Raw genomic sequence first — 22,748 nt, forward strand, 5'->3', positions numbered from 1 at the left:
GAATGAGTGATGTGTCTATGCCCGAAGGATGGGCTATATCAAAACTATCCGATGCCATTGCAGTGGACGGCGTCATTTCTGATGGAGATTGGGTTGAATCAAAAGATCAGGATCCGAATGGTGATGTTCGTCTGATTCAATTGGCTGATATTGGTGATGGCGATTTTAGAAACAAGTCTAAGCGATTTATGACACCTGAAAGCGCAGATCGTCTAAATTGTACATACCTTGAAAAGGGGGATGTGTTGATTGCACGTATGCCAGATCCATTGGGACGTGCATGTCTATTTCCAGGCGTTGGACAGAAGGCTGTTACCGTTGTTGATGTTTGTCTTATTCGGACTGGTGAAAACTCAGCTTTTTCAAATGACTTTCTTAAATACTGGATCAATACACCTGACATAAGAAATCTAATTGAAGCCAACGCTTCTGGTACTACTCGAAAAAGAATAACTCGAAAAAAGTTGGAAGCTTTCGAATATCCCCTCCCCCCGCTGGCGGAGCAGAAAGAGATTGCGTTGCGGCTGGATGATTTACTGGCGCAGGTGGACTCGATCAAAACCCGCCTCGACGGGCTCCCCGCCATCCTGAAACGCTTCCGCCAATCCACCCTCGCCGCCGCCACCTCCGGCAAACTCACCGAGGAGTGGAGGGAGGAGAACAGCGGTAATGATAGTCTTAGGGAATACATTAAGGATTTAGAAGCTAGCCGCTTTGAGCATTGGAAGAAAATGCGGCTGGTCGAATTTGAACGGAAAGGAAAGACACCAGCTGACGACAAATGGCTTGCGAGGTACAAACCGGTCCGAGTGGATGAAGGGTTGCAAGGCATTCCTGATGTGTGGGAAGTGGAGCGTCTTGATTTCATCGCAGATGTAATAGACCCAAATCCCAAGCATAGGAATCCAAGATATTTCGATAAAGGATTCCACTTCATATCGACCGCGCAGTTTGATGGAACTGATGGATTTGATTTAAGTAAGTGCCGGTTTGTGGCTAAAGAAACAATCGACGAACAAGGTGCTCGGTGCCGTTTTGATAAGAGAAGTATCGCGTTCTCTCGTAAAGGAACGATTGGCCATACAAGAATACTAGAACTAGACATCCCATTTGCATTGCTGGATTCCTTATGCGTGATTAATTGTGATGCCGTTATTTCGAACAAATATCTCAACTATGTCCTTCGGGGGCCGCTCGTTGCTGGGCAGGTTGTTGAGAAGACTAAGGGGGTGGCGCTCAAGCAGGTGAGTGTCGGCGGTGTTCGAGAATTGTTAATTCCTCTCCCGTCTGTAGAAGAACAAACCGAAATCGTCCGACGAGTGGAGGAGCTATTTGCCTTTGCGGATCAGGTGGAGCAGCGGGTGAAAGAAGCGCAGGCGCACGTCAACCACCTCACCCAATCCATCCTCGCCAAAGCCTTCCGCGGCGAACTCACCGAGCAATGGAGGCGCGAAAACCCCGACCTAATAACCGGCGAAAACTCCGCCGCCGCCTTATTGCAGCGCATCAAAACCGAACGCGAAAAACTCACCCCTAAAAAGAAGCCTCGAAAAAGGAGAAGTCCTTGAGTTATAAAATAAGAGGTGAGTTTGGGCCGGAAAAGGTGGAGGCTCAGCTCGGAAAGTTCCCGGCGGGTTAGTCTTGACCATTTAACCTTTAAGTTAAACTATGACGTTGTCTCTTCACATTCTGAAAGAAACTAAGCAACTCACAATCTGCGCGATTGGTGATGGGCAGCAGGTACGGGTTCTTGATTTTCTTGAGGAAATGCAACAGAAAAGACCGAAGGAAGTGAGTAAAATGGCAGCCTTGTTGGACCGTGTGGTGGAGCATGGCATTCCGAAAGACAGGCAAAAATGTCGTACTTTGGGCAATAAGCTCTATGAGTTTAAGACCCCGGGCGGGTTGCGCATCGTGTGGTTTTGGGATGAGGGAAAAATGGTGGTCTGCACGCATGGATTTAGCAAATCAACCCGAAAGACCCCTCGTGGCCAAATCGAGCGCGCCCTTTCTATGAAGGCGGATTATTTTGAAGCCAAGTCTAAGGGAACGCTTCAGCAGGAGAATTAGGTATGAATGCAAGTGATCGGTTTAACGCGATTCAGGAACAAGCTCGAGAAACGGATACCTATTGGGTTGAAAAGGCAATTATTGAGTGCACGGAAGAGATGGTTGCCCGAATGGAGGATGCTGGACTCAATCGTTCGGAGCTGGCCCGTCGTCTGGGTAAAAAGCCTGCTTTTGTCACAAAGTTATTGCGCGGAAATAACAACTTTACCTTTGAAACTGCGGTAAAGATTGCCCGTGCGCTGGACACGGAATTTGTGCCTCATTTGCGCCCCAAGGGATGGAAAACCCAATGGATGGATTACTCTCCGCCGAAACCGGAGGAATCCCCAATTCCGCTCAACTTGAAAAAGCAGGAGTATGGCCAGGACGTTAGTGCCGTAGCAACTGGAGACGAAAATGAAACCTTCGCCCTTACAGCTTGAATCCTACATGTTCACCCGTGTCCATGTGGATGCGTGCGATAATCCGGCGTGTCAGGACATCGAAGGAACCGGGCAGTTTGAGTCCAATACCCACTGCCAGCAGCATAATGAAGACGCTTCCCGTTGGATGGTGACGGTTGGCCTTGCTTTTGTGCAGGCGGATGGCGAGGAATGCCCTCCCTATACGATCGATATTGAAGTGGTCGGTTTTTTCCATGTGGCAGATGAATTTCCTGAGGAAAAGAAAATATCTATGGTCAAGGCAAACGCTCCGGCCATCCTGTTCGGTGCTATACGCGAGATGGTGGCGAATATAACCTCGCGCGGGCCGTATCCCAGATTCGATTTGCCGACGGTAACCTTTATTGATGAAGCGCAGCCAAAGGCTGTGAAGGCAAATGGTGCTGAGTAGTAAGTGTTACGCTGGCGCGGTAAATGCTATTTTCTGCCCGGATGCCATCCTATATCAGAGGATCTCCTGTCAGGATCAGGAGATGGTATCTCCTCCGGTTTTACAGACAATGAGCTCTCTGCTTTAGAGATCGCCGGGTTACTGCACCGTAAGGAGCAGACGGTCCGGCAATATATTGAGGAACTACGGTCTGGCGGTCAGTTGGAATCAAAATATCCGTTGAAAACTCATCCTAAACAAAAATGCCGAGCATCCAGTAAGTAATATGTTTCTGGGAATCGAAAAAGATAAGGGATTGTTTTACGAGGGTGGTGATATGTCCCAGGGGATGCGGGCGGTGCTGCCTCCTCCGCACCTTTTCGATATGCAGATTGGTGAGACACCCGCCGATGCACTGAAAAATTTGATCGAAGCGGAGAAAAATGAATTCAAGAAGTTTCTTTTTCGGGAGGACAGTTTTGATCCGGTTTCCATGGTCCGGCGCGGACGGATTTATCAACCCTATCCAGAGCAACCGAATGAGTGTCGTGTTGCAGCGATTGATGCATATGATGGTCTCATCGCGCATCAATACGCATCGGCAGTAATTAAAAAGAGGCTGCATACCTATCAGCCCTACGCGCTGAGCCTCAACGGTCCGGATCAGAAATATGCCATCATTGGCACCCAATCAGCATACTCCCTCTGGCGCATCGTTTCCAATGACCGGATGTATCTGAACGATGAATTGCTGACTCTGCGACCGCTCCATTCCATGGGCGCTCTTCCTGATTTGGATCTTCGTGAAGTTTCCGACCCCTGGAAAACAAAAGTGGAAGAGACGGTCAATAAAGTCGTTGATGCGATGACGTTTGCCAATGCCGACTCCATCATCGAACTCTGCCGCCACGCTGCCAGCGCCGCGCTCTTTGCCCATTTTCATGAGGATATAAAGAACCTTGCCGGCACGGACCTCGGTCCATTGGCAAAACGGGCTGGAGACGAGGGCTTACATATCGTCGCCCACTGCGGACACCTCATTGCGAAGTTCCATTCCCGCATCAAGCCGAACAACCAGGTCCATTTTGAAAGCCGCCCACCAACCGACCGCGATGCCGAACTGGCCATCTACAGCCTCTCCTGCATCCTCAGTGATTTGAAATTAACTCCTGAAAACCAAGGATACTTTCCGCATGAACCTAAACATTAGAAGGACGTTGTTTATCTTAGGTTTAGACGCTCAGCCCTATCCTGAATAAGGGCGGTGTATAGTTCTTTCATCGCTTGCGAGCAGGGTCCGGATTCCAATGTCTGGAATGCTGCGTCAAGATGGTGACTGAAACGTGAGAACACGTTGGCAACCTGTTTGTCATTCAGGCGCAGGAAGTCAGCTCGGTCCAGGCGTCGTTTGCGGCCGTTGATGGTGAGAGCGGATTCTTCGGGGCTTCCGGAAGCAGCAACCGGGTGGGTAACAGGTCGTAGGATGGGGATCGGGGAAGATCGGCGGCCTGGTGAATCCAAACAGCTTTTTGCAGCAGGTAGCGTGAAAGAGGTCTTCACCGTTTTCCAATGGTTGGAGACAGATGTGGCAGGTTGGTTTAGTCATGCTCTACCTCCATCGGAACAATAGAAACCGCGCCGATACAATCACGGCAGCAGCTCAACAGCAGTCCCATGCGATCCCGCGGATTCAGCTTCCAGGTATTTTCGGCAATGTTCAGCAACCATCCTTCCGGGATCAGTCCGTCAAAGAACGGGAACAGGCGTTTATCTTCAAAGGGCTCTTTCTGGAGCGGAAGTGACAGCCTGATGGGGGCGGCATCATTCTGTGCGAGATAATCCGCCGTGTAGGAGAACCGGTAATAAATTTAATCAGTGGATCGGTCATAATATCCCCCTTCGGGTATAAAATAATTCGAATGGCTTATGCTAATCCCGTTCGGGTATAGGAAGGGACAAATTGGGGTTAATGTTCCTGATCGGGTATATAAATGGTGTTATTCGATGAAGGGATCGATTCGGTTGGCCTCTGCTGTTGCCCCGCGGATCCACTCGCCCAGGGAGAGGAAGAGGTGCGTTGCATCCAGAGAAAGAAAACCTAACCCGGCAGAACTTTCAGCCGGTTCTGCCGTAGGGCATCCGTATGGGAGAGACGGGGGATTGAGGTTTAGCTTTGTTTGGTCAGGGTGCGGCAACGACTTCGCAGACGGCGTTGCAGAGGCGGGTCAGTTCGGTTTTGGAAATAATGAAGGGCGGCATGAGGTAGATGAGCCGGCCGAAGGGCCGGACCCATACGCCGCGTTCTACAAACTGTTTCTGAATTTCGGCCATATTTACGGGTTCGTTCAGTTCGATTACGCCGATGGCTCCGAGGCAGCGTACGGCTTTGACGCCCGGCAGCTTTCGGCAGGGCTGCAGGCCGTCGGTCAGCTGCTGTTCTATCGAGGCCACGGTGGTTTTCCAGTTGGAGTTGAGCAGCAGATCGATGCTGGCATTGGCGACGGCGCAGGCGAGGGGATTACCCATAAAGGTGGGGCCGTGCATAAAAACGCCGGGTTCGCCGGAGCTGATTCCGTCGGCCACGCGGTCGGTGGCCAGCGTGGCGGCAAAGCTCATATAGCCGCCGGTAATGGCTTTTCCGAGGCACATAATATCCGGAGTGATTCCGGCATATTCGCAGGCGAAGAGTTTTCCGGTTCGGCCGAATCCGGTGGCGATTTCGTCGGCAATCAGGAGGACATCATATTCATCGCAGAGTGACCGGAGGGTTTTCAGGTATTCCGGTGAATAAAACCACATGCCGCCGGCGCCCTGGACGATGGGCTCAAGAATGACGGCGGCGAGCTCATCGTGATGCTGCCGGATGATGGCGGCGAGCGGTTCAATGTCGGCGGGGTTCCATGGAGCACCGAACGGGGTTTCCGGCCGGTCGGCAAAATAGTGGATCGGGAGGGAGCCTTTGAAAATATGGTGCATGCCGGTTTCGGGATCGCAGACCGACATGGCGTTCCAGGTGTCGCCATGATAGCCGGAGCGGATGGTGGCAAATTTGGTTTTTGTCTTTCTGCCCGAGGACCAGAACTGCATCGCCATTTTCATGGCCACTTCCACGGCAACGGAGCCGGAATCGCAGAAAAAGACTTTCTGCAGGTTCTCCGGCGTTATTTCGACCAGTTTCTGTGCCAGCTTCACGGCGGGTTCATGGGTCAGGCCGCCGAACATAACGTGCGACATTCTGCTGAGCTGGGCTTCTGCCGCGGCATTCAGTGCAGGATGGTTATAACCGTGAACGGCCGCCCACCAGGAGGACATGCCGTCGATGAGTTCCCGTCCGTCTTTCAGAAAAATGCGGCATCCTTCGGCCCGCTCAACGGGGTAGACGGGCAACGGATTATGCGTGGAGGTATACGGGTGCCAGATGTGCTGTCGGTCGATATCGATGAGTTCATTTAAATTCATAGATTGAAACCAGACCACAGGAGGGCGTTTCGGGCAAACAAAAATAAAAATACCTACAATTCATAGGCAAAAAGATCGAATGATCCCTTGAGGGGTATGTGCTCATCCGCTCTACTTATGCCGAGTTAAGAAAAAAAAGGATGACTTAACGCCATAAAAACAGCTGTTCCGAGAAGCATTTTCGGCGGGCCGGAGCGCCCGGTTTATGGGCGTGGCCGGGCCAAGCGTTTTACGCAAAGCCCGTTCTTTCCGATGAATATCAGGGGATATGTCCTGATGTTGTTTTTTATTTCAGCTGTATAACCCGAACAGAATAGGAGACCCGTTTTGCGATTTAGCGCGACAGGCTACACAAAGAGTATTACTGCATTTATTTTTATGGGCGCATTCAGCGCATCGGCCGGAATTCCGGTCGGCGAAGTGGTTGACGATGTTACCGGTGTCGATATCGGTACGCTCTCCGTCGGCGGCGCAATTCGCGCAAACTATGTTTACGGAAGTTCCTATGGCGATTCCGCCGGCCCGTCCCGTGGTGATCACGGCGGCGACATGGAACTGGACGTTTTCCGGATTAATGTCGACTGGCAGAAGGACGACTGGCTCGGGAAATTAGAGTACCGCTGGTATAACGGATACAACATGATCCACACCGGGTGGCTGGGGTATAATCTGGGTGAGGCCGCCCAGCTCCAGGTCGGCATCAACCGGGCTCCTTTCGGGGTCGGCCCCTATGGCGCATCTCAAAGCTGGTTTTTCGATATGAATTATTATGCGGGGCTTTCCGATGATATGGATCTCGGAATAAAGTACAGCCGCACGCTGGGCGATCTCCGGTTTGATCTGGCCTATTACCTGATGCCCGAGCCGAACGGAAACGGCGCAACAGACGATAGTGCGCGCTATTCATATGATATTCTCGATACCGTGGATTCGGACGCCCCGGGCAATCCAACGGCCGCGCACGGAACATATAAAGAACGCAACCAGTTCAACGGCCGTGTTATGTATTCCATCCTGTCCAATTCCATCCCGACGGAGGTTGGTGTTTCGCTGCAGGTCGGGCAGCTGGCGGCCAATAATGCTTCGGCGGCCGAGGATACCTGGGCCTATGCGGCTGCGGTTCACAGCTCGACAACCTATGGCGCCTGGAAGCTGATGATGCAGCTTACGCACTATGACTATGGCGCGGATTTCAATGATCCGTCTGCATCGGACGACCTGATCACCATGGGGGCATACGATTATGCAGCACCGGTTGCATCATCCGGCACCATTCCGTCCGCAACGCTGGGCTATACCTGGACGGTCGGGCGTTATGACTGGATCGATTCGATCACCTTGTTCGGGGAGGCCAGTGCGATTCTGAAAAAGGGTGAGGACGACGCCGGCGACGGCCTGAATGACAGTTATATGAATTCCATCGGCGCGGTGATTGCGACCGGCGGCTGGTATACCTACATTGAGTATGCACATGCCAACGGCAACTATTTCATCGGTCCGGATGGCGACTTCGGGGCGAATACCTCCGATAAATGGGAGGGGCGTTTCAATATCAATCTCGGCTACTATTTCTAAGCAGGCTTAAACCGGCAGATGGCGGAGGATTCCGCGGTCTGCCGCTCAACGGAGAAAACGATGAGCATTATTGAAGTTAACGACCTGTTTAAAGTATTCGGGCATGATCCAAAAAGGGTTTTTCCTTTAATTGAAAAAGGGCTCTCAAAAAATCAGATCCTGAAAAAAACCGGGTGTACTGTCGGAATTAACAACGCCTCTTTCAATGTCAGAAAAGGGGAGGTTTTTGTGTTAATGGGACTTTCCGGAAGCGGGAAGTCTACGGTCATCCGCTGCCTGAACCGGTTGATCAGCCCGACGCGCGGCGAAATCCTGATTGATGGCCGGGACATCATGAAAATGAATAAAGAGGAGCTGCTGCAGGTTCGCCGCAGCACACTCTCGATGGTGTTTCAGCATTTCGGGCTGCTGCCGCATCGGAGCATTATCAGGAATGTGGAATACGGGTTGGAAGTGGCCGGTGTCCCGGCGGGCGAGCGCCGGAAAAAGGCGCAGGAATCGTTGGAGCTGGTTGGATTGAAGGGGTACGAAGACAGCCTGCCGAATGAACTCAGCGGCGGGATGCAGCAGCGGGTCGGTCTGGCCCGTGCCCTGGCCAGTAATCCGGAGGTGCTGCTGATGGATGAGGCCTTCAGTGCGCTTGACCCGCTGATTCGCACTCAGATGCAGGATGAACTGCTGGAACTGCAGGCGCGTATGCACAAGACCATTGTGTTTATTACACATGATCTCGATGAGGCGCTCAAACTGGGGGACCGCATTGCCATCATGAAAGACGGTGTTGTGGCCCAAATCGGAACGCCGGAAGAAATTCTCACCCATCCGGCCGATGATTATGTGCGGCGGTTTGTGGAAAATGTGGACCGCAGCAAAGTGATTACCGCTTCGGCCCTGATGCGCAAAACCGATGTGGTCACCATCCCCAAGGACGGCCCGCATGTCGCCGTGCGCCTGATGGAAAAGAAAGGGCTCTCCTCTGTTTTTGTGGTGGACAGTGAGCGCCGGCTCGCCGGCAGGGTGACGATCGATGATGCCGTTAAGCTGGAACGCAGCAAGCAGAAAGATCTGTCGCCGGCGCTGACCACAGACCTTTATGTGGCCGGACCGGATACGCCCATTGCCGATCTGCTGGGGACCGCCATGACGGCAAAATATCCGATCGCCATACAGGAAGAGGACAGCGGACGATTTCTCGGCCTGCTGGACCGGGCAACCATTCTCGCGGAAATGTATGATGGCGAAGAGGACGCCACCACGCCGCTGGATGAAATTCTCGAAGAGCATGAGGATGCCGAAAAGGAGATTGAAGTATGAATATCCCGAAAATCCCGGTCGGCCAGCTTTTTGAGCATCTCATCAACTGGCTGACCGATCATGCCGAACTGTTTTTTGATGCAGTTTCCGGAACCGTTACCGCGATGCTTTCCGGTCTTGAGTTTGTGCTTCTGCTGCCGCATCCGCTGCTGATGATCGTGTTCATGAGTGCGCTGGCCTGGTGGCTGGCCTCGCGCAACATCGCCCTGTTCAGTGTGCTGGGCCTGTATCTGATTTACAACATGGGCTACTGGACGGAAACCATGGAAACCCTTTCGCTGGTTCTAGCCGCCGTTCTGATCTCGCTCGCGCTCGGCATTCCGCTCGGCATCTGGGCGGCAAAAAAAGATCTGGCCGAACGGATAATCCGTCCGGTGCTGGATGTGATGCAGACGCTGCCGGCGTTTGTCTATCTGATTCCCGCTGTGCTGTTCTTTAAGCTCGGTCCGGTGCCCGGTGTGATTGCCACGATGATCTTTTCTCTGCCGCCGGTGGTGCGTCTGACTAACCTCGGTATCCGGCAGGTACCGGAGGAGATTCACGAAGCCGCCATATCGTTCGGTTCAAATCCGCGGCAGCTGCTGTTTAAGGCGGAACTGCCCGTGGCGCTGCCGTCCATTATGGCCGGGGTCAATCAGACGATTATGCTGGCCCTCTCGATGGTGGTTATTTCCGGCATGATCGGAGCCGGTGGACTCGGAAATGAAGTGCTCAAAGGGATTACCCAGCTGAAGATCGATCTGGGGTTCGAGGCCGGCATATCCATTGTCATTCTGGCGATTTACCTCGACCGCGTGACGCAGCACCTCGGACAGAAATAGTTTAATTAACGAAGGAGTATGATTATGAAATTGAAACATGCAGTTGCAGGAATGATGACCGCCGCCGCGGCGGCGGTCTTGACCGGATGCAATCCGGACGCAACAGACCCTGCCAAAGAAGCCAATCTGGTCTATCCGAACTGGGCCGAAGGTGTCGCGTACACCCATTTGGCCAAAGTGGTTCTGGAAGATAAAATGGGCTATGAGGTTGAAATTACCGCGGCTGACGTTGCACCGGGATATACCGCGGTTGCTCAGGGAAGTCAGGATGCGTTCATGGAATGCTGGCCGGCCCTGCACAAAGATTATCTGGACCGGTACAGCGACGATCTGAAAAGCCTCGGGAATGTGTACGAAGGCACAGAAGTCGGCCTGGCCGTTCCGGCCTATGTCACCATCGACACCATCGCTGAACTGCAGGCCAATGCGGCGAAATTCGATGGAAAAATCACGGGGGTTGATGCCGGTGCCGGGATGATGAAGACAATCGAAAATGAATTGTTTCCGGCCTATGGACTCACCGATATCAAACTGCTGGCTTCCAGCGGACCCGCCATGACGGCGGCGCTGGCGGATGCCGTCAAAAATGAAGAATGGATTGTGGTCACGGCCTGGAGACCGCACTGGATGTTCGGCCGCTGGGATCTCAAATTCCTGAAACAGGATGCTGATAAGCCCATTTGGGAAAGCGGTAATCTTGAAATTGTCGGTCGCGCGGATCTGGAAGCAGATAAGCCGGAGCTGGCGCAGTTCCTGAAAAACTTCTTCGTGACGGATGCACAGATCTCTGACCTGATGGTGAAAATCAAGGATTCTGACGATGATACGCTCACCGCGGCTCGTCAATGGATGCTCGAGAACGAAAGTACAGTTGAAAAATGGATTCCGACGGCTAACTGATCGGACTCATTTTTTTTCGTGGAAACCCGGCCGGAGCGCCGGGTTTTTTTGTGGCCGGATCAAGGTACGGGGCTTGCTCGGCAAGCGATTCGGCAGAAAGTGATGCCGGGGATGCTGCAGCCGTCCGGCGGCATGGAAGCCTGTCAGCGGACCGGTGAACGGTGTGATTAATTTGATTGCGTCGGGGCAGGCGGGCCGCCTGCGGTACGTATCGCCGCAGCCTGGGCGGCCGGTTATTCCGGGTAGGCGCCGGCGGAGCTGGTCCGTTCATAACTGTGGGAAGAGATCTCGATCAGATTGCCGTAAACATGTTGCACATGATGCCAACGACGGTGATGCTGATGTGCGGGAACGTACGGAGGCAGGACAGGACAAGGTCTCCTGTTGGTCGGTTGGGACGCGCTTTCAACGTCGGGACTGTATCCGTCCGGAATGAGGGTTGTGCAGGAAATCGTTCCGGTTGACATTCGTTGGTTGGGCTTTATGGTTTCTCCGGTGTTTTAACTATGGGGATAGACAATGAAAGTAGTGGCAATTAACGGAAGTCCGCGGAAGGGCGGCAATACAGAAGCACTGTTGAAGCGGGTCTGTGAGCGGCTGAATACGCACGGGATTGAAACCGAGATCATTAAAATCGGCGGCGAGCTGCTGTCGGGCTGTACGGCGTGCGGCGCGTGTTTTAAAACCAAAAACAAACGGTGCATCATCTATAACGATCCGATGAACGAATGGATGGAAAAAATGTTCGAGGCCGACGGCATCCTGTTGGGTTCGCCGACCTATTTTTCGGATGTCACCATGGAGATGAAGGCGTTGATCGATCGGCTGGGCTATGTGGCGATTGCCAATGACCAGGCGCTGGCGAACAAGGTCGGGGCCGCGGTCACGGTTGCGCGCCGTGCCGGTGCACAGCATACGCTCAATACGATGAATCATCTGTTTTCCATTCTCCAGATGCCGATTGCGACGTCCAGCTATTGGAACATCGGCTACGGCGCCGCCTCGGGCGAGGCGGAACACGATGTGGAAGGCCTGCAGACGATGGATAACCTCGCCGAAAATATGGCGTGGCTGATGAAGTCGATCGAAGCCGGCAAGGGTACCGTTCCGCCGCCGAACATTGACCGTTCGCAGCAGATGAACTTTATCCGCCTTGAAGCGGAAAGCGAATAGGCGGCCGCCGCGGAAAACCGGCGGCCCGCGTTTCAGAGGAACAGGGCGCTGAGGAGCAGTACCGTGCCGGTGAGGATCAGGCTCGACAGCAGGGTCAGTCCGAGAATGCCGCCGCCCTGGCGGCACAGCGTCCGGATTTCCATACTGCTGCCGATGGCGACCATGGCGACGGTGAGCATAAAGCGGCCGGTTGCGGTGAATCCGTTCAGCAGGGCGGTGCTGCTGTGGAACAGGCTGCTCAGTATCGAGCAGGCCGCGAAACCGAACATATAGCCGGGGACATGTTTCCACCACGCCTTCTGTGCGGCGCCTTCGCTGTGGTTCAGGCGGGTCAGCAGAATCACGATCGGCCCGATCATGAGCACGCGCAGCATTTTTATGACCAGTGCCTGGTGGGTGACCTGTTCGGAAACGCTGATGGCTGCCGCGGCAACCTGTCCGACCGCCTGAAGGCTGCCGCCCAGCAGATAGGCGGTTTTCTGCGCGCTCATGCCGATGGCGTGGGCGATGAGCGGCAGGAGGAAAATACCGACGGTTCCCGCCAGATTGACCGAGGTGACGGCCAGGCCGCGTTCCTCTTTGCCGGACTGCAGCGCGGGGGCGGCGGCCAGTACGGCAGAGGAGCCGCAGACCGAATTGCCGATGCCGGTGAGCAACGCCGTTTTCAGTGGAATCCGCATCCGGGTCCCGACCCAGGCGGTGACGCTGATGGAGAGGGCCATGGCCGGGAGGGTGACCAATGGTGCCGCAGTGCCGATCTCTTTCAGACTCTGCAGATCGAGCTCCAGCCCCATGAAGGCAATGGCGCAGGGCAGCATCCGTTTTTCGGCAAAATCGAGTCCGGCGACCGTGGCGGGAAATTTCCGGAACAGGCGGCTCAGCAGGAGCCCCAGAAAAATGGCGGTGCAGACCGCATTGAGGGAGCTGCAGCAGCGGGCGGCCGCCGCCGCTGCGGCGGCGAGCAGAATGGCGGGAATTAATCCGGGAAGCAGTGTTTTCATGACGCAAAGGTAGGGGCGGATTTAAAATCAGTCCAATCGATATAAATTATTGAAATCATCAGTAAAACTGATTTAGGGTGCCGGCATGAATTTAACCCTTCGTCAGCTGGAAGTTTTCCGGGCCATTGCGCGCGGCGGAAATATGGGCCGTGCGGCACAGGAAATCGGCCTGACGCAGTCGGCGGCGAGTATGGCGCTTTCGGAGCTGGAACGGCAGCTGGGGGTCAGTCTGTTTGACCGCCCGGGGCGGCGGATTGTACTGAACGATAACGGGGCGCGGCTGTTGACCGAAGTGGAAGAGCTGCTGGAACGGGCGGCGGAAATCGAGCTGCTGTTTGCTTCGGGAACGCAGGCACCTTCCGGTCTGCTGCGGATCGGTGCGAGTTCAACCATCGGCAATTATCTGATGCCGGCTCTGGTCGGCGCGTTTTCGGACCGTTTTCCGGAGGTGCGGATCCGGCTGTCGATCGGGAATACGGAACAGATCATCGGCCGGCTGCTGAACAGCGAAATTGATCTGGGCTATGTGGAAGGGTCCTGCGGAAAGTCGCAGATTGAATCTTCGGTGTGGCGCGAGGATCGGCTGGTTATTTTCTGTGCACCGGATTATCCGCTGGCCGCGCGGCGGAAACTGCGACGGAACGAACTGCTTGCCGAGCGCTGGGTGCTGCGGGAGAGGGGCTCCGGCACCCGCGAGGTTTTTGAGCGTGCACTGCTGCGCCACGGTGAAACGCTGGCGGTCCGGCATGAATTCGGGCACACGGAGGCGGTGAAACAGGCGGTGCGTGCCGGGATGGGCATCGGCTGTCTTTCGCGGCTGGCGATTCAGGATGAGCTCAACCGCGGCAGCCTGGTTGAACTGCCGCTGCCGATGGTGGATCTTCGGCGGGATCTGCTGCAGCTGGTTCGAACGGGCAAATACCGTACCGCCTGTATGCAGGCGTTTGCCGATGCCGTCCGCCGGGCACCGGGAGAACTGGATTCTTCGGGACTTTAGGGCGCGTGCGGATGTAATGAATTTTATGAACGGGGATTCACCATGATTGAGCTGCAGACCGGACTGGCCTTTTCAGCGGCGTCGCTGCTGCTGGCGATCGCGCCGGGGCCGGACAATATTTTTGTGCTGACGCAGTCGGCGGTGCACGGAAAGAGTGCCGGCATCGTCACAACGCTGGGGCTGCTGACCGGCGTGCTGGTGCATACGTGTGCTGTGGCGCTGGGGATCGCGGCGGTTTTCCAGGCCTCGGAAACCGCCTTTGCCATCCTGAAAGGTATCGGCGCGGCCTATCTGCTCTATCTCGCCTGGCAGGCCTTCCGCGCGGAAGGGCAGGCGATTCCGGGCGACGGCGACGGGCGGATTCAACTGCGCCGGCTCTATGTCCGCGGCATCATCATGAATGTCACCAACCCGAAGGTGCTGATTTTCTTTCTGGCGTTCCTGCCGCAGTTTGTCGATCCGGAACGCGGGTCGATGCTGCTGCAGTTTCTGCAGCTCGGCGGTCTGTTTATCCTTTCGGGCTCGGTCGTGTTTTTTGCCATTTCAATGCTTGCGGGAACACTGGGGCAATGGCTGAGCCGTTCGCCGCGCGCGCAGGCTGTTCTCCATAAAATCGCCGGGGTGGTTTTCACCGGCCTGGCCATCAGCATTCTGGTAGCACATCGGTAACGGGGCGCGCCGCATTCTCGAATCAGAAAGATTTTAAATCGGGGCAATCTGTGTAATCTGTGGATCTATTATGAAATTCAAGCACATTATCTGGGACTGGAACGGCACGCTGTGGGACGACACGCAGCTGTGCGCTGAGATTAACAATCACATGCTCGAACGGCGGAATCTGCCGCTGATTGATGTCGGGGTGTACCGCGACGAGCTCGTTTTTCCGGTCGATCAATATTACTGCAAACTCGGCTTCGACTATGCCAAAGATCCCTACCACAAACTGGCCGAAGAATTTATTGCCGAATATACCGCGCGGCGTTTTGAATGTCCGCTGCATACGGGGGCGCGTGAACTGATTGCCACATTCCAATCCCTGGAAATTTCGCAGGCTGTGCTCTCGGCCTATCAGCACGATACGCTGCTGGAAGCGCTGGGCCATTTCCAGCTCCTGGAATTTTTTGATGATGTCATCGGTCTGAATGATATCTATGCCGCCGGCAAAGTGGAAAACGGGAAACAATACATCCGGCGTCTGGAAACCGATCCGGTCGACGTGCTTTTCATCGGCGACACCCTGCACGATTTTGAAGTAGCCGAAGCCATGGGCGTTAACTGCCTTCTGCTCGCGTGCGGCCACAACAGCCGTCCGCGACTCGAAACCGCCGGCGTTCCCGTTTTCGACGACCTCGCCGGAATCCGCAACTATGTCCTTGGGTAGGGGGCTTCCTCCAGCGCGCCGGGGTGACCGTTTTGCCGGCACTTATACTCTGATTGATACCTTCTCGGTATAAGCACTCGTCGTCCAGAATCTCCGAAGGTTCACCACGGAGGAAGGATTCTGTGTTCTCCGAGTCCTCCAGCGGAGCGGGTGGCAAAAATATACCCGTATGTTTTAGCAAGTGGGATTAAAGGTTGAGATGATAGCGGGTCGACTTCAGCCCGCCCGTGCGAACCCAGGCACAAGCCGCCTGTAGCCGCGGGCCGTGACCGCGGACCGCATGGAAAGGTCTTTCAACAGAATGATTTTTCTCCGCGAGGGGGAAGAGACCGCACCGTTTTTTTCAGGTAGGGCGCAGGGTCCCGTTCCGTCGCCGATGCATAGATTTTTTCACCACGGAATATACAAAAAGAGCATCCCGATGTTTATTCACTTTCGTGTATCCGGTGTGTTCATGGTTTAATTGTTCTATGGACCACCTGACACCAGAACAGCGCAGCGAAAACATGCGCCGCATCAAGGGGAAACATACCAAACCCGAATTGTTCGTCCGGTCACTGCTTCACCAGGCCGGTTATCGGTTTACGGTCAACGGCCCGAAGAACAGGAAACTGCCGGGTAAGCCCGATATTGTGCTGCCGAAATATAAAGCCGTCATTTTCGTGCACGGCTGCTTCTGGCACCGCCATCCAGGCTGCAAAGGAAGCACCACGCCCAAAACCCGAACTGAATGGTGGCAGGCTAAATTTGACCGCAATGTTTCCAATGATCGGAAAAATCAGAAAAGGCTCAAAGAAATGGGCTGGAACGTTGTGGTGGTCTGGGAATGTGAATTAAGGAATCCTCAAAAGGTGATCCGGAAGTTGACCCGATGCCTCAGCGCTCTTTTTTGGGAACCGCCCCCTTCATAAACGTGTTGAGGGGAATGCCTTTTTTCGGAACAGGAGACCCGCGCCGGTCATCAATACCTTCAATTTTTTTCAGATCCCAGTCATACGCCGCAAGAGGGTCGCACCTATCCAATGGTTCTACATCAAACATAAGGTAACAGTATTGTGAAGGATTCCCGGGATAATCATTCTTAATGAGATCTTCTTTTGAAAATATACGCGGTCCCTCGCCCGTAATCTTGAACAACGTTCCACCGCTCCGGAATTCACCGGCCCCATGCAACAGTAGATAAGAAGCCCCGGAAACGGAATGGTGCAGACGCAACGATCCGCGCCGTTCTCCGGTTCTGAAATTATAAAGTCCGGATTTCAGCACCCAAGCTAGATTCTCGTCACCATTATGCCATCCGTGAATTACAAAAATCTCTTTTGCAGGAGCCATCCGTCCGGATTCATCTCTTTCCGGAACAGCTTCACGTACAGCGTCCGGCGGATCGTCCTTGTGAATCCGGTAGGTATGATAGGTCTGTTGTTCGCGCTGGGTTGCCCGGTTGCACACATGAGCCACCACCTCTTTCAGAAAGCGCTCAAGAGCAACGGAGCCATCGTCTGGATTATTGGGGCGCAGTGGAAATGCGCCCAAGCCGGGCAACAGTTCATGGAAGCCACGAAAAGGCATTTGTTCCTTTTCGTTTCCGGGGTAAAGCACATAGGCTCCCGCCGAACGTCGAATAGCATCGCGGTAGGCATGCATTTTCAATAGGTCGCCGCGCTTGTAATTTCCTGCTCTTTGGGCCGCTTTTTCCTCATCTAAATTCTCGTTCTCTCCACCGAACAATTTCGTGAGACTGTCCACCTTGTATTTTGCGTCAAAGTGAACATGTGTAATCAGTTCCTGTTCTTCGGCTTCATCCTGCGTAAAGCCATCCGGCCAGAGCGAGAGCGTATAGTCCGGGCGCATCTGACGGCTCCACGAGCCCCCGGCTGGATAATCTTTTTTACCGCCAAAGGTCCGGTTATAGCTGAACTCGACTGAAAGGGGGCGGCCTGCGCCTCGGTAGATCCCTTCAATGGGCAGTTGTTTTCCGGCCTTCAGCTTCAGCACCAGATCCTTGTCGTTAATCAAATTCTCGACCGGCGTTTTTTTCAGTTCAAACAAACCGGACACCAGATCCAGCAGTTTGAAAAAGACCCAGTATTCGTAAAGGGCCGCCACATCACGCTTGCCGCCTTCATACACATCATCGCCGCCGTCCCAGCTTAGTCTGGCTGCCAGTTCAAACAACATCCAGGCCCGCAGCACCTGACGGTACCCTTCCTTGCGCTGAAGCACCGGACTGTTAAGCGGCAGCAGTTCGGGTTGTGATACCTGTTTGAACATATCGTGCGAAAGAGTTTCCTCCAGATCCTCCAACAGCATGGTGATTTCAGAACGGAGTCCCGGATACATCTCATCGCCCTGAGCCGTAAGTCTTGCGATCAGATCTTCCAAGGTCTGGAAAAACAGAATCAACGTATGTTTCACAAAGCGGTTTTCCGGCGTATCCACCGTATCCCGCTTATCACGGATTTCAATTCGCTTGGGAATCGTTTCCATCGTATCGCGCAACGGATGCCCGGCCGGCACTTCCATGCGCCGTCCGGCCGAAGCAAGCTGGCGGACTTCATACCGTCCGAGCCGACGGCTTCGGTGCACATCGATGGTTCGGAATTCTTCACGCCACTGCGTATTCGGCATAGTGACAATCCGCTGAATCGCCTGCTGAAAATCTTCACCACCCAGCAGGCTCTTCAGAAAATAGAGCCGCTGCGCCAGCGTGGCTTCCGTCAGTCCATCAGGAATGAGCGGCTGTTCAACAGGAGATTCCAGCTGCAGCAGGAAATCGGCACAGCGATCCGCGATATTCTCCAGCATCGAGCGGTATTCATCTTCATAACCCAGTTTTGTTGAACGGATATCGATATGCGTCGTCGAAACCGTTACCCCGGTCTCCTTGTCAAGAAGCTCCAGCTTCAGCAGTCCGACATAATTGCCCGGCTCAATCCGGCCCCGTTCGTTGTCGTGATGAATCCGGCTGTGAGTAATCACGCGCGGGACCTCCTTCAACGAAAAGCGGGGTGAGTCCAGTTCATATTCATACCGTCCGTTTTCGGTCAGCGATGTTATTCCAGCCTCGCCGAACACAGTCATCCGCGCCAGAGGCTCACGGCTTCCTGATTTAAAATTAATTGACAGTTCACTGCTCATAAGCCGAATAAACTATAAAAACTGAGGCATTGACTGCCCCCGCAACCTGTGCAACATTGCCTGCGGACTGGGAATACTCGGTCGGCAGGCATTTCTGGAAACGGAAATGTCTGTTTGCTTTTCAGGGGAACACCTTCCATCCGGAAATCCCTCCGTTTCGATATACCTTCCGGGTCACAATATCATATGCCCGGTTCTCCTGTGCGGGTTGCAGAATGTGCCGGGCACAGGGATGCGCGCAGAGATCCGCAAGCTGAACCCCCGCAATATTGTCAAACTTCCTGCGAAAGACCAGCGGACAGTCCAGCACCTTGAAGCGCTCCCCTCGAATGAAATCGGTTCCGTTCACCATCATCCGGTAGAAACTTCGTTCCAGCGCCTGATCTTCGTTTTTTCCTCTGGCCTCCGCCACAAAAGGCAACTCCTGAATCCTCTTGTCTTCAATAAAATGAATAAGGCGCTCCAGCGTAAACTTCAGGGCCAAATCATATGGGTTGACCGCATTGGCGCCATATCTGCTTCTGTGATGATCCTTGCGCACTGCGGATATAAACACCGTATAAGGGAGATCCTTCATGAGTTCTGACAGTTCGGTCATGAACGCCTGACGTTTCCCTGCCACTCGAAGAAATCCGAAGGGGCCCTTCGATTTTCGAATATCGCGACTGTGCAGATTCACGCCTTCATGGATCCAGTATTTCAACTTCAACCGGGTAATTTCCGGAACCACACGTTCCGCATAATCCGTTCGCTTGATCACGATCGTTGCCAAAAGAAAAAGCGGGAAGTCGCGGTCGATCAGCTCCAGTGTATGATCACCGCACTCATCGAGAAAAGCGATGTATTCCGATGTTCCTCCGACATTCCGCATAGAATCCTACGCCTCCGCAAAGCTGGCGAATCCATGCTCGGCCAGACGTTTGCGCATGCGAGCCAGTTTTTCAAGTGATCCGGGATAGAGCGCATTTGCGGCGATCAGATCCTCATCTTTTACCGGGGTGTCCATTTTTTCAGGCCGGGCCTCTTCTTTAAGGCAATGCCAGATTAAAACCGTCAGCACCGGGCCCAGCTTTTTCTTCGACCCGTGCAGCTTTGGCAACAGCTTCTGCATGATCGCGGTATCCATTGCCGTCTCTAATTTCCAATCCTTGGAAGTGAGCTCCTTGTGAAAATAAACAAAGCGGCAGATTTCGTGGGCGGTGCGGTAACCGAATTCTGCGCCAGCCGCTTTCAGCGGCGGGAAAAATGCCATCAACACCTTCGATACTGCTGCACGGGTGGTATCGTCTAAAGAAACATCCTTCTGTTTCGCCGCCGCCACAAACGCTTTGCCGTATGCCGCTCCCTGCCCGGCAATCGCATCCAGATCCGGTTTCGCCGGATTGGCGAGGAATGATTCCATCTCGTCTTCCGAAACACGGAATTCAATTACGTTGGCGCGGTCCAATACCTTCGGACTGAACATGTAGGTGGTTTCGTCCACGTTGACCGTGCCGATTACAAAAAGGTTTTTTGGAATCGTCAGTTTAGCCGGCACGCCGTTCCAATCTGCTCCTGTATCATCGTGCAGGCTGATCGCCTCGCCCGACTCCATCGCCGAAAGAAAGTCCGCAAAATAGCGCTCCACATGGGAAAGGTTCATTTCATCCAGAATCAGAAAATAGGGATTTTCCGGATCAGCCTGCGCCCGCAGAATCAGGTCCAGCGCTCCATTGTCCGGCTTGCGGTAACTCTTCGGCTTCAGCGCATCCGGATATCCGAGCAGGTTTTCATTGCTCGTCCAATCCGCGCCGACCGAGATAATTTCGTATTGCAAAGGGCCGGTCTTTCGCTCTCCTGAGTCAGGAAGCTCCAGAACAGCATCTCCCAGCTTCTTCAGCTCAGTGTAAAAACCGTGGATATATTTCTGGTAGGAAGAACTTTCGCCAACGGTATGCCGCGTGTTCTTTGGATCTTTATCCGCATCAATAACACCGTTCTTCAACGCCAGATACCACTCCTCTATCGCGCCGACCGGCAACGGTATTATTTTCCCCGAATTCCCCCGCTTATTCACCAACTCAACCGTCTGGGGGGAACAACTGTGTACATCGTAGTTTTCAACGATTATTTCTGAGACTAATGCCCGCTTCAGCTTTTCATAGAACAAGTCCGCTTTATTCGGACAAATCCACTTTGCAAATGAAAGCGCCTGAAGTGTTTTTCCTGATCCGGACAGTCCGGTTAGAATTAGAAATGGTTTGGCCTGCAGTGCGGAGGCCACCCCTGAAAAATCCGACAACTTCTTGTGACGAAGTGCCGATGTAAAAAGAGCGTCATCGTCACTCAATTCACCGAAGTCAAAATTTCCGTACTCATTATAAAGTGCAGCAAGAGCTTTTATCCCCGCAGGTTTTTCATAGCTCGATATCGCCTGCGTCGGAAAGTGGTTTGCTCCAATATAGGGGATTTCATAAATATCAGGAGCGAAACGGCTATGTGTCCTCGCCGCTTTAGGAGGAATGGAGGAATCCAAAACATTAAGCGGCTGAACTTTGATCTTAAAATTTTTGGGCTTCGCTGGATCGTAACCTTTGTCGAACGGTGCTGTGGTGACCTTGCCAACGCCACGGACACCCTGATCCCACGAAATCTGCGCCTTGTCCCCTCCAAAATATATTATGATAGGATCACCAACCCGAAGCTGGCCTTCAAAGTTGTAGATACCATCGTGAACAAATTCATTTCCTGCAACAACCTGATCAACGACATGCTGATCCGTTATTTTAATAATATAGATTTTCACGACTCCACCCCCTGAATAGCTTTATTCACGTTATATCACGCGCAACTGACTCAATCGTCGAAGATCCCATTTTTTCAAGGACTTCATCCACTGTCTCAAAATCGCCAATATTGCTACCGCCTTTGACTTCACTATATGACTCGCCGGCCATTGTTTTCAGAACCGCCTCGAAAATAACCTTCGCCCCTTTAGGCGGCACGGCCATTCCGATTTGCTTTCTTATGCTCTCCTTTGAACCACAGAAGAAATGATCATCATCAAATGTTTGAATACGGGCTCTTTCACGGTTGGTAAGAGCTCTGTCTTTGGCCCAATGATAACCATGTGTTCCACCGCCGCCACTTCCGGTAATCGTGTATGCAGGGCGGGAGGGATCCAAACGCCGGTATATCTGACTCATTCGCGCCGACTTTACATTCAATCTTACCGCGTCAAGTTTTTCCCGTATGGACTGATTATCACTGAAATCCACATCCGGAACCTTTGCTATAATTTCCGGATGATTTTTATAAAAAGATACCAACGCTTCTTTTCCGGATGAATCATCATCCAAAGTACGCAGTTCATCAATAAACCATGCATTTTTGTCTGGAGGCAGCATTTTCAATCGTTCCACAACAGCGGTGGATTGTCTGGTCAGCTCCTGGTTTGGGGCATCCTCAGGGATCGGAGGGGATTCTAATGCTTCCTTGGCACTAACAGGAGATTCGGTTGTGATTGCCGGAACTATGAATTTTTTTTCCAAATCCTTTCGAATTCCAATGATGATTACCCTGTGCCGGGTTTGCGGAACCCCATATTTTTCAAATTTGTACAGGTGCGCGCTTAAATTGTAACCCTTGCCGGCTTCAATCAAATCACAGAGAATTTTTATAAAAGCCTGACCGTCGTTCGCGTTCCGCAAGCCTCCGACATTTTCGGCTAAAAACCAATCGGGGTTTTTGGCATTTATAGCCTTAACTCCGTTGGTGTACAGCGGTCCATATGAACCATCAACACCTTTCTGCTCTCCAACAATGCTGAAGTCGTTACAGGGAAAGCCGAAAGCCAGCGCATCAAAGTCCGGCACATCCTGCTCAAAATCAACCTTCCGGACATCACCGCATATTACCTGCTCGTCTTTCTTTTTCAGAGGTTCATCGGGATCAATACCGTGGATATTTTTCAGGTAGGTATCGCAAGTATCCCGGTCAATATCGTTGGCCCAGATCGGATCAATAGAAAACACATTGCCCGATTTCGTTTTTACAATAGATTTTTTAGCGGCGGAGCCTAAACCCCCAGGGCCGCAGAATAATTCAGCTAGTTTATATTTCATACC

At 53.1% G+C, this 22,748-nt stretch carries 21 protein-coding genes; 14 read left to right on the forward strand and 7 right to left on the reverse strand.

The window, feature by feature from the left end; all coding sequences use genetic code 11:
• The first annotated feature begins 2 nt into the window (after positions 1-2).
• From P9H32_RS06020 to P9H32_RS06040, 5 genes are all read left to right on the forward strand, one after another.
• Complete coding sequence (locus P9H32_RS06020) at positions 3-1,568, forward strand: restriction endonuclease subunit S (RefSeq protein WP_322607981.1); 1,566 nt, start codon at positions 3-5, stop codon at positions 1,566-1,568.
• A 100-nt stretch (positions 1,569-1,668) separates the two neighbouring features.
• Positions 1,669-2,070, forward strand: coding sequence for a type II toxin-antitoxin system RelE/ParE family toxin (locus P9H32_RS06025; protein ID WP_322607982.1), 402 nt, complete (start codon positions 1,669-1,671; stop codon positions 2,068-2,070).
• A gap of 2 nt (positions 2,071-2,072) precedes the next feature.
• Positions 2,073-2,492 carry a helix-turn-helix transcriptional regulator gene (locus P9H32_RS06030; RefSeq protein WP_322607983.1) on the forward strand — a complete coding sequence of 140 codons (420 nt, stop codon included), beginning with the start codon at positions 2,073-2,075 and terminating at the stop codon, positions 2,490-2,492.
• A complete protein-coding gene (locus P9H32_RS06035; protein WP_322607984.1) occupies positions 2,467-2,904 on the forward strand; it encodes a protein-export chaperone SecB in 438 nt (145 codons plus the stop codon). Before P9H32_RS06030 ends, P9H32_RS06035 begins: the two co-directional genes overlap by 26 nt.
• Positions 2,905-3,307: 403 nt before the next feature.
• Positions 3,308-4,093: a hypothetical protein gene (locus tag P9H32_RS06040; RefSeq protein ID WP_322607985.1), complete on the forward strand. Its 786-nt coding sequence runs from the start codon at positions 3,308-3,310 to the stop codon at positions 4,091-4,093.
• 388 nt (positions 4,094-4,481) lie between these two features.
• On the opposite strand, the gene P9H32_RS06045 is transcribed toward P9H32_RS06040, so the two are convergent.
• Together P9H32_RS06045 and bioA are read right to left on the reverse strand one after the other, a co-directional pair.
• Entirely contained in the window at positions 4,482-4,751 is a 270-nt protein-coding gene (locus P9H32_RS06045; protein ID WP_322608189.1) for a HipA N-terminal domain-containing protein, read from the reverse strand.
• A gap of 313 nt (positions 4,752-5,064) precedes the next feature.
• The gene (gene bioA / locus P9H32_RS06050) at positions 5,065-6,342 is read right to left on the reverse strand and encodes an adenosylmethionine--8-amino-7-oxononanoate transaminase (RefSeq protein ID WP_322607986.1); all 1,278 of its coding nucleotides are present in this window, start codon (positions 6,340-6,342) and stop codon (positions 5,065-5,067) included.
• 327 nt (positions 6,343-6,669) lie between these two features.
• Between bioA and P9H32_RS06055 the strand changes: the two genes are divergently transcribed.
• The 5 genes from P9H32_RS06055 (at position 6,670) to P9H32_RS06075 (ending at position 12,125) form a co-directional block, all read left to right on the forward strand.
• Positions 6,670-7,917, forward strand: a complete 1,248-nt coding sequence (locus P9H32_RS06055; RefSeq protein ID WP_322607987.1) for a hypothetical protein — start codon at positions 6,670-6,672, stop codon at positions 7,915-7,917.
• Positions 7,918-7,977: 60 nt separating this feature from the next.
• Entirely contained in the window at positions 7,978-9,231 is a 1,254-nt protein-coding gene (locus tag P9H32_RS06060) for a quaternary amine ABC transporter ATP-binding protein (RefSeq protein ID WP_322607988.1), read from the forward strand.
• Positions 9,228-10,052, forward strand: a complete 825-nt coding sequence (locus tag P9H32_RS06065) for an ABC transporter permease (protein ID WP_322607989.1) — start codon at positions 9,228-9,230, stop codon at positions 10,050-10,052. The genes P9H32_RS06060 and P9H32_RS06065 overlap by 4 nt, the downstream gene beginning before the upstream one ends.
• A 24-nt stretch (positions 10,053-10,076) precedes the next feature.
• Entirely contained in the window at positions 10,077-10,952 is an 876-nt protein-coding gene (locus P9H32_RS06070) for a glycine betaine ABC transporter substrate-binding protein (RefSeq protein ID WP_322607990.1), read from the forward strand.
• A 519-nt stretch (positions 10,953-11,471) separates the two neighbouring features.
• Positions 11,472-12,125, forward strand: a complete 654-nt coding sequence (locus tag P9H32_RS06075) for a flavodoxin family protein (protein ID WP_322607991.1) — start codon at positions 11,472-11,474, stop codon at positions 12,123-12,125.
• 32 nt (positions 12,126-12,157) lie between these two features.
• On the opposite strand, the gene P9H32_RS06080 is transcribed toward P9H32_RS06075, so the two are convergent.
• Complete coding sequence (locus P9H32_RS06080; protein ID WP_322607992.1) at positions 12,158-13,126, reverse strand: YeiH family protein; 969 nt, start codon at positions 13,124-13,126, stop codon at positions 12,158-12,160.
• Between the two features lie 85 nt (positions 13,127-13,211).
• On the opposite strand from P9H32_RS06080, the gene P9H32_RS06085 reads away from it, so the two are divergent.
• From P9H32_RS06085 to P9H32_RS06100, 4 genes are all read left to right on the forward strand, one after another.
• Positions 13,212-14,123 (forward strand): LysR family transcriptional regulator, encoded by a 912-nt coding sequence (locus P9H32_RS06085; RefSeq protein ID WP_322607993.1) that lies wholly within the window; start codon positions 13,212-13,214, stop codon positions 14,121-14,123.
• 42 nt (positions 14,124-14,165) lie between these two features.
• Positions 14,166-14,792, forward strand: coding sequence for a LysE family translocator (locus P9H32_RS06090; protein WP_322607994.1), 627 nt, complete (start codon positions 14,166-14,168; stop codon positions 14,790-14,792).
• 70 nt (positions 14,793-14,862) lie between these two features.
• On the forward strand, positions 14,863-15,504 hold the full coding sequence (locus tag P9H32_RS06095) for an HAD family hydrolase (RefSeq protein WP_322607995.1): 642 nt from the start codon (positions 14,863-14,865) through the stop codon (positions 15,502-15,504).
• 470 nt (positions 15,505-15,974) lie between these two features.
• Complete coding sequence (locus tag P9H32_RS06100; protein WP_322607996.1) at positions 15,975-16,415, forward strand: very short patch repair endonuclease; 441 nt, start codon at positions 15,975-15,977, stop codon at positions 16,413-16,415.
• On the opposite strand, the gene P9H32_RS06105 is transcribed toward P9H32_RS06100, so the two are convergent.
• The 4 genes from P9H32_RS06105 to P9H32_RS06120 all read right to left on the reverse strand — a co-directional run bounded on the left by P9H32_RS06105 (position 16,381) and on the right by P9H32_RS06120 (position 22,745).
• Positions 16,381-18,642: a DUF2357 domain-containing protein gene (locus P9H32_RS06105; protein WP_322607997.1), complete on the reverse strand. Its 2,262-nt coding sequence runs from the start codon at positions 18,640-18,642 to the stop codon at positions 16,381-16,383. The two genes, P9H32_RS06100 and P9H32_RS06105, sit on opposite strands and share 35 nt — an antisense overlap.
• A gap of 121 nt (positions 18,643-18,763) precedes the next feature.
• On the reverse strand, positions 18,764-19,513 hold the full coding sequence (locus P9H32_RS06110) for a DUF3800 domain-containing protein (protein ID WP_322607998.1): 750 nt from the start codon (positions 19,511-19,513) through the stop codon (positions 18,764-18,766).
• A gap of 6 nt (positions 19,514-19,519) precedes the next feature.
• A complete protein-coding gene (locus P9H32_RS06115) occupies positions 19,520-21,427 on the reverse strand; it encodes a DUF8727 domain-containing protein (RefSeq protein WP_322607999.1) in 1,908 nt (635 codons plus the stop codon).
• 25 nt (positions 21,428-21,452) lie between these two features.
• A complete protein-coding gene (locus P9H32_RS06120) occupies positions 21,453-22,745 on the reverse strand; it encodes a DNA cytosine methyltransferase (RefSeq protein ID WP_322608000.1) in 1,293 nt (430 codons plus the stop codon).
• Positions 22,746-22,748 lie beyond the last annotated feature (3 nt).

Origin of the sequence: Pontiella agarivorans, from assembly GCF_034531395.1 — a bacterium.
In the GTDB taxonomy this organism is placed as follows: Bacteria; Verrucomicrobiota; Kiritimatiellia; order Kiritimatiellales; family Pontiellaceae; genus Pontiella; species Pontiella agarivorans.

Excerpts from the sequence above, each read along its gene's own strand:
- P9H32_RS06020 (WP_322607981.1), top strand. The coding sequence starts at position 3 with ATGAGTGATGTGTCTATGCCCGAAGGATGGGCTATATCAAAACTATCC.
- P9H32_RS06025 (WP_322607982.1), top strand. The coding sequence starts at position 1,669 with ATGACGTTGTCTCTTCACATTCTGAAAGAAACTAAGCAACTCACAATC.
- P9H32_RS06030 (WP_322607983.1), top strand. The coding sequence starts at position 2,073 with ATGAATGCAAGTGATCGGTTTAACGCGATTCAGGAACAAGCTCGAGAA.
- P9H32_RS06035 (WP_322607984.1), top strand. The coding sequence starts at position 2,467 with ATGAAACCTTCGCCCTTACAGCTTGAATCCTACATGTTCACCCGTGTC.
- bioA (WP_322607986.1), bottom strand. The coding sequence starts at position 6,342 with ATGAATTTAAATGAACTCATCGATATCGACCGACAGCACATCTGGCAC.
- P9H32_RS06060 (WP_322607988.1), top strand. The coding sequence starts at position 7,978 with ATGAGCATTATTGAAGTTAACGACCTGTTTAAAGTATTCGGGCATGAT.
- P9H32_RS06065 (WP_322607989.1), top strand. The coding sequence starts at position 9,228 with ATGAATATCCCGAAAATCCCGGTCGGCCAGCTTTTTGAGCATCTCATC.
- P9H32_RS06070 (WP_322607990.1), top strand. The coding sequence starts at position 10,077 with ATGAAATTGAAACATGCAGTTGCAGGAATGATGACCGCCGCCGCGGCG.
- P9H32_RS06075 (WP_322607991.1), top strand. The coding sequence starts at position 11,472 with ATGAAAGTAGTGGCAATTAACGGAAGTCCGCGGAAGGGCGGCAATACA.
- P9H32_RS06080 (WP_322607992.1), bottom strand. The coding sequence starts at position 13,126 with ATGAAAACACTGCTTCCCGGATTAATTCCCGCCATTCTGCTCGCCGCC.
- P9H32_RS06085 (WP_322607993.1), top strand. The coding sequence starts at position 13,212 with ATGAATTTAACCCTTCGTCAGCTGGAAGTTTTCCGGGCCATTGCGCGC.
- P9H32_RS06090 (WP_322607994.1), top strand. The coding sequence starts at position 14,166 with ATGATTGAGCTGCAGACCGGACTGGCCTTTTCAGCGGCGTCGCTGCTG.
- P9H32_RS06095 (WP_322607995.1), top strand. The coding sequence starts at position 14,863 with ATGAAATTCAAGCACATTATCTGGGACTGGAACGGCACGCTGTGGGAC.
- P9H32_RS06100 (WP_322607996.1), top strand. The coding sequence starts at position 15,975 with ATGGACCACCTGACACCAGAACAGCGCAGCGAAAACATGCGCCGCATC.
- P9H32_RS06105 (WP_322607997.1), bottom strand. The coding sequence starts at position 18,642 with ATGAGCAGTGAACTGTCAATTAATTTTAAATCAGGAAGCCGTGAGCCT.
- P9H32_RS06110 (WP_322607998.1), bottom strand. The coding sequence starts at position 19,513 with ATGCGGAATGTCGGAGGAACATCGGAATACATCGCTTTTCTCGATGAG.
- P9H32_RS06120 (WP_322608000.1), bottom strand. The coding sequence starts at position 22,745 with ATGAAATATAAACTAGCTGAATTATTCTGCGGCCCTGGGGGTTTAGGC.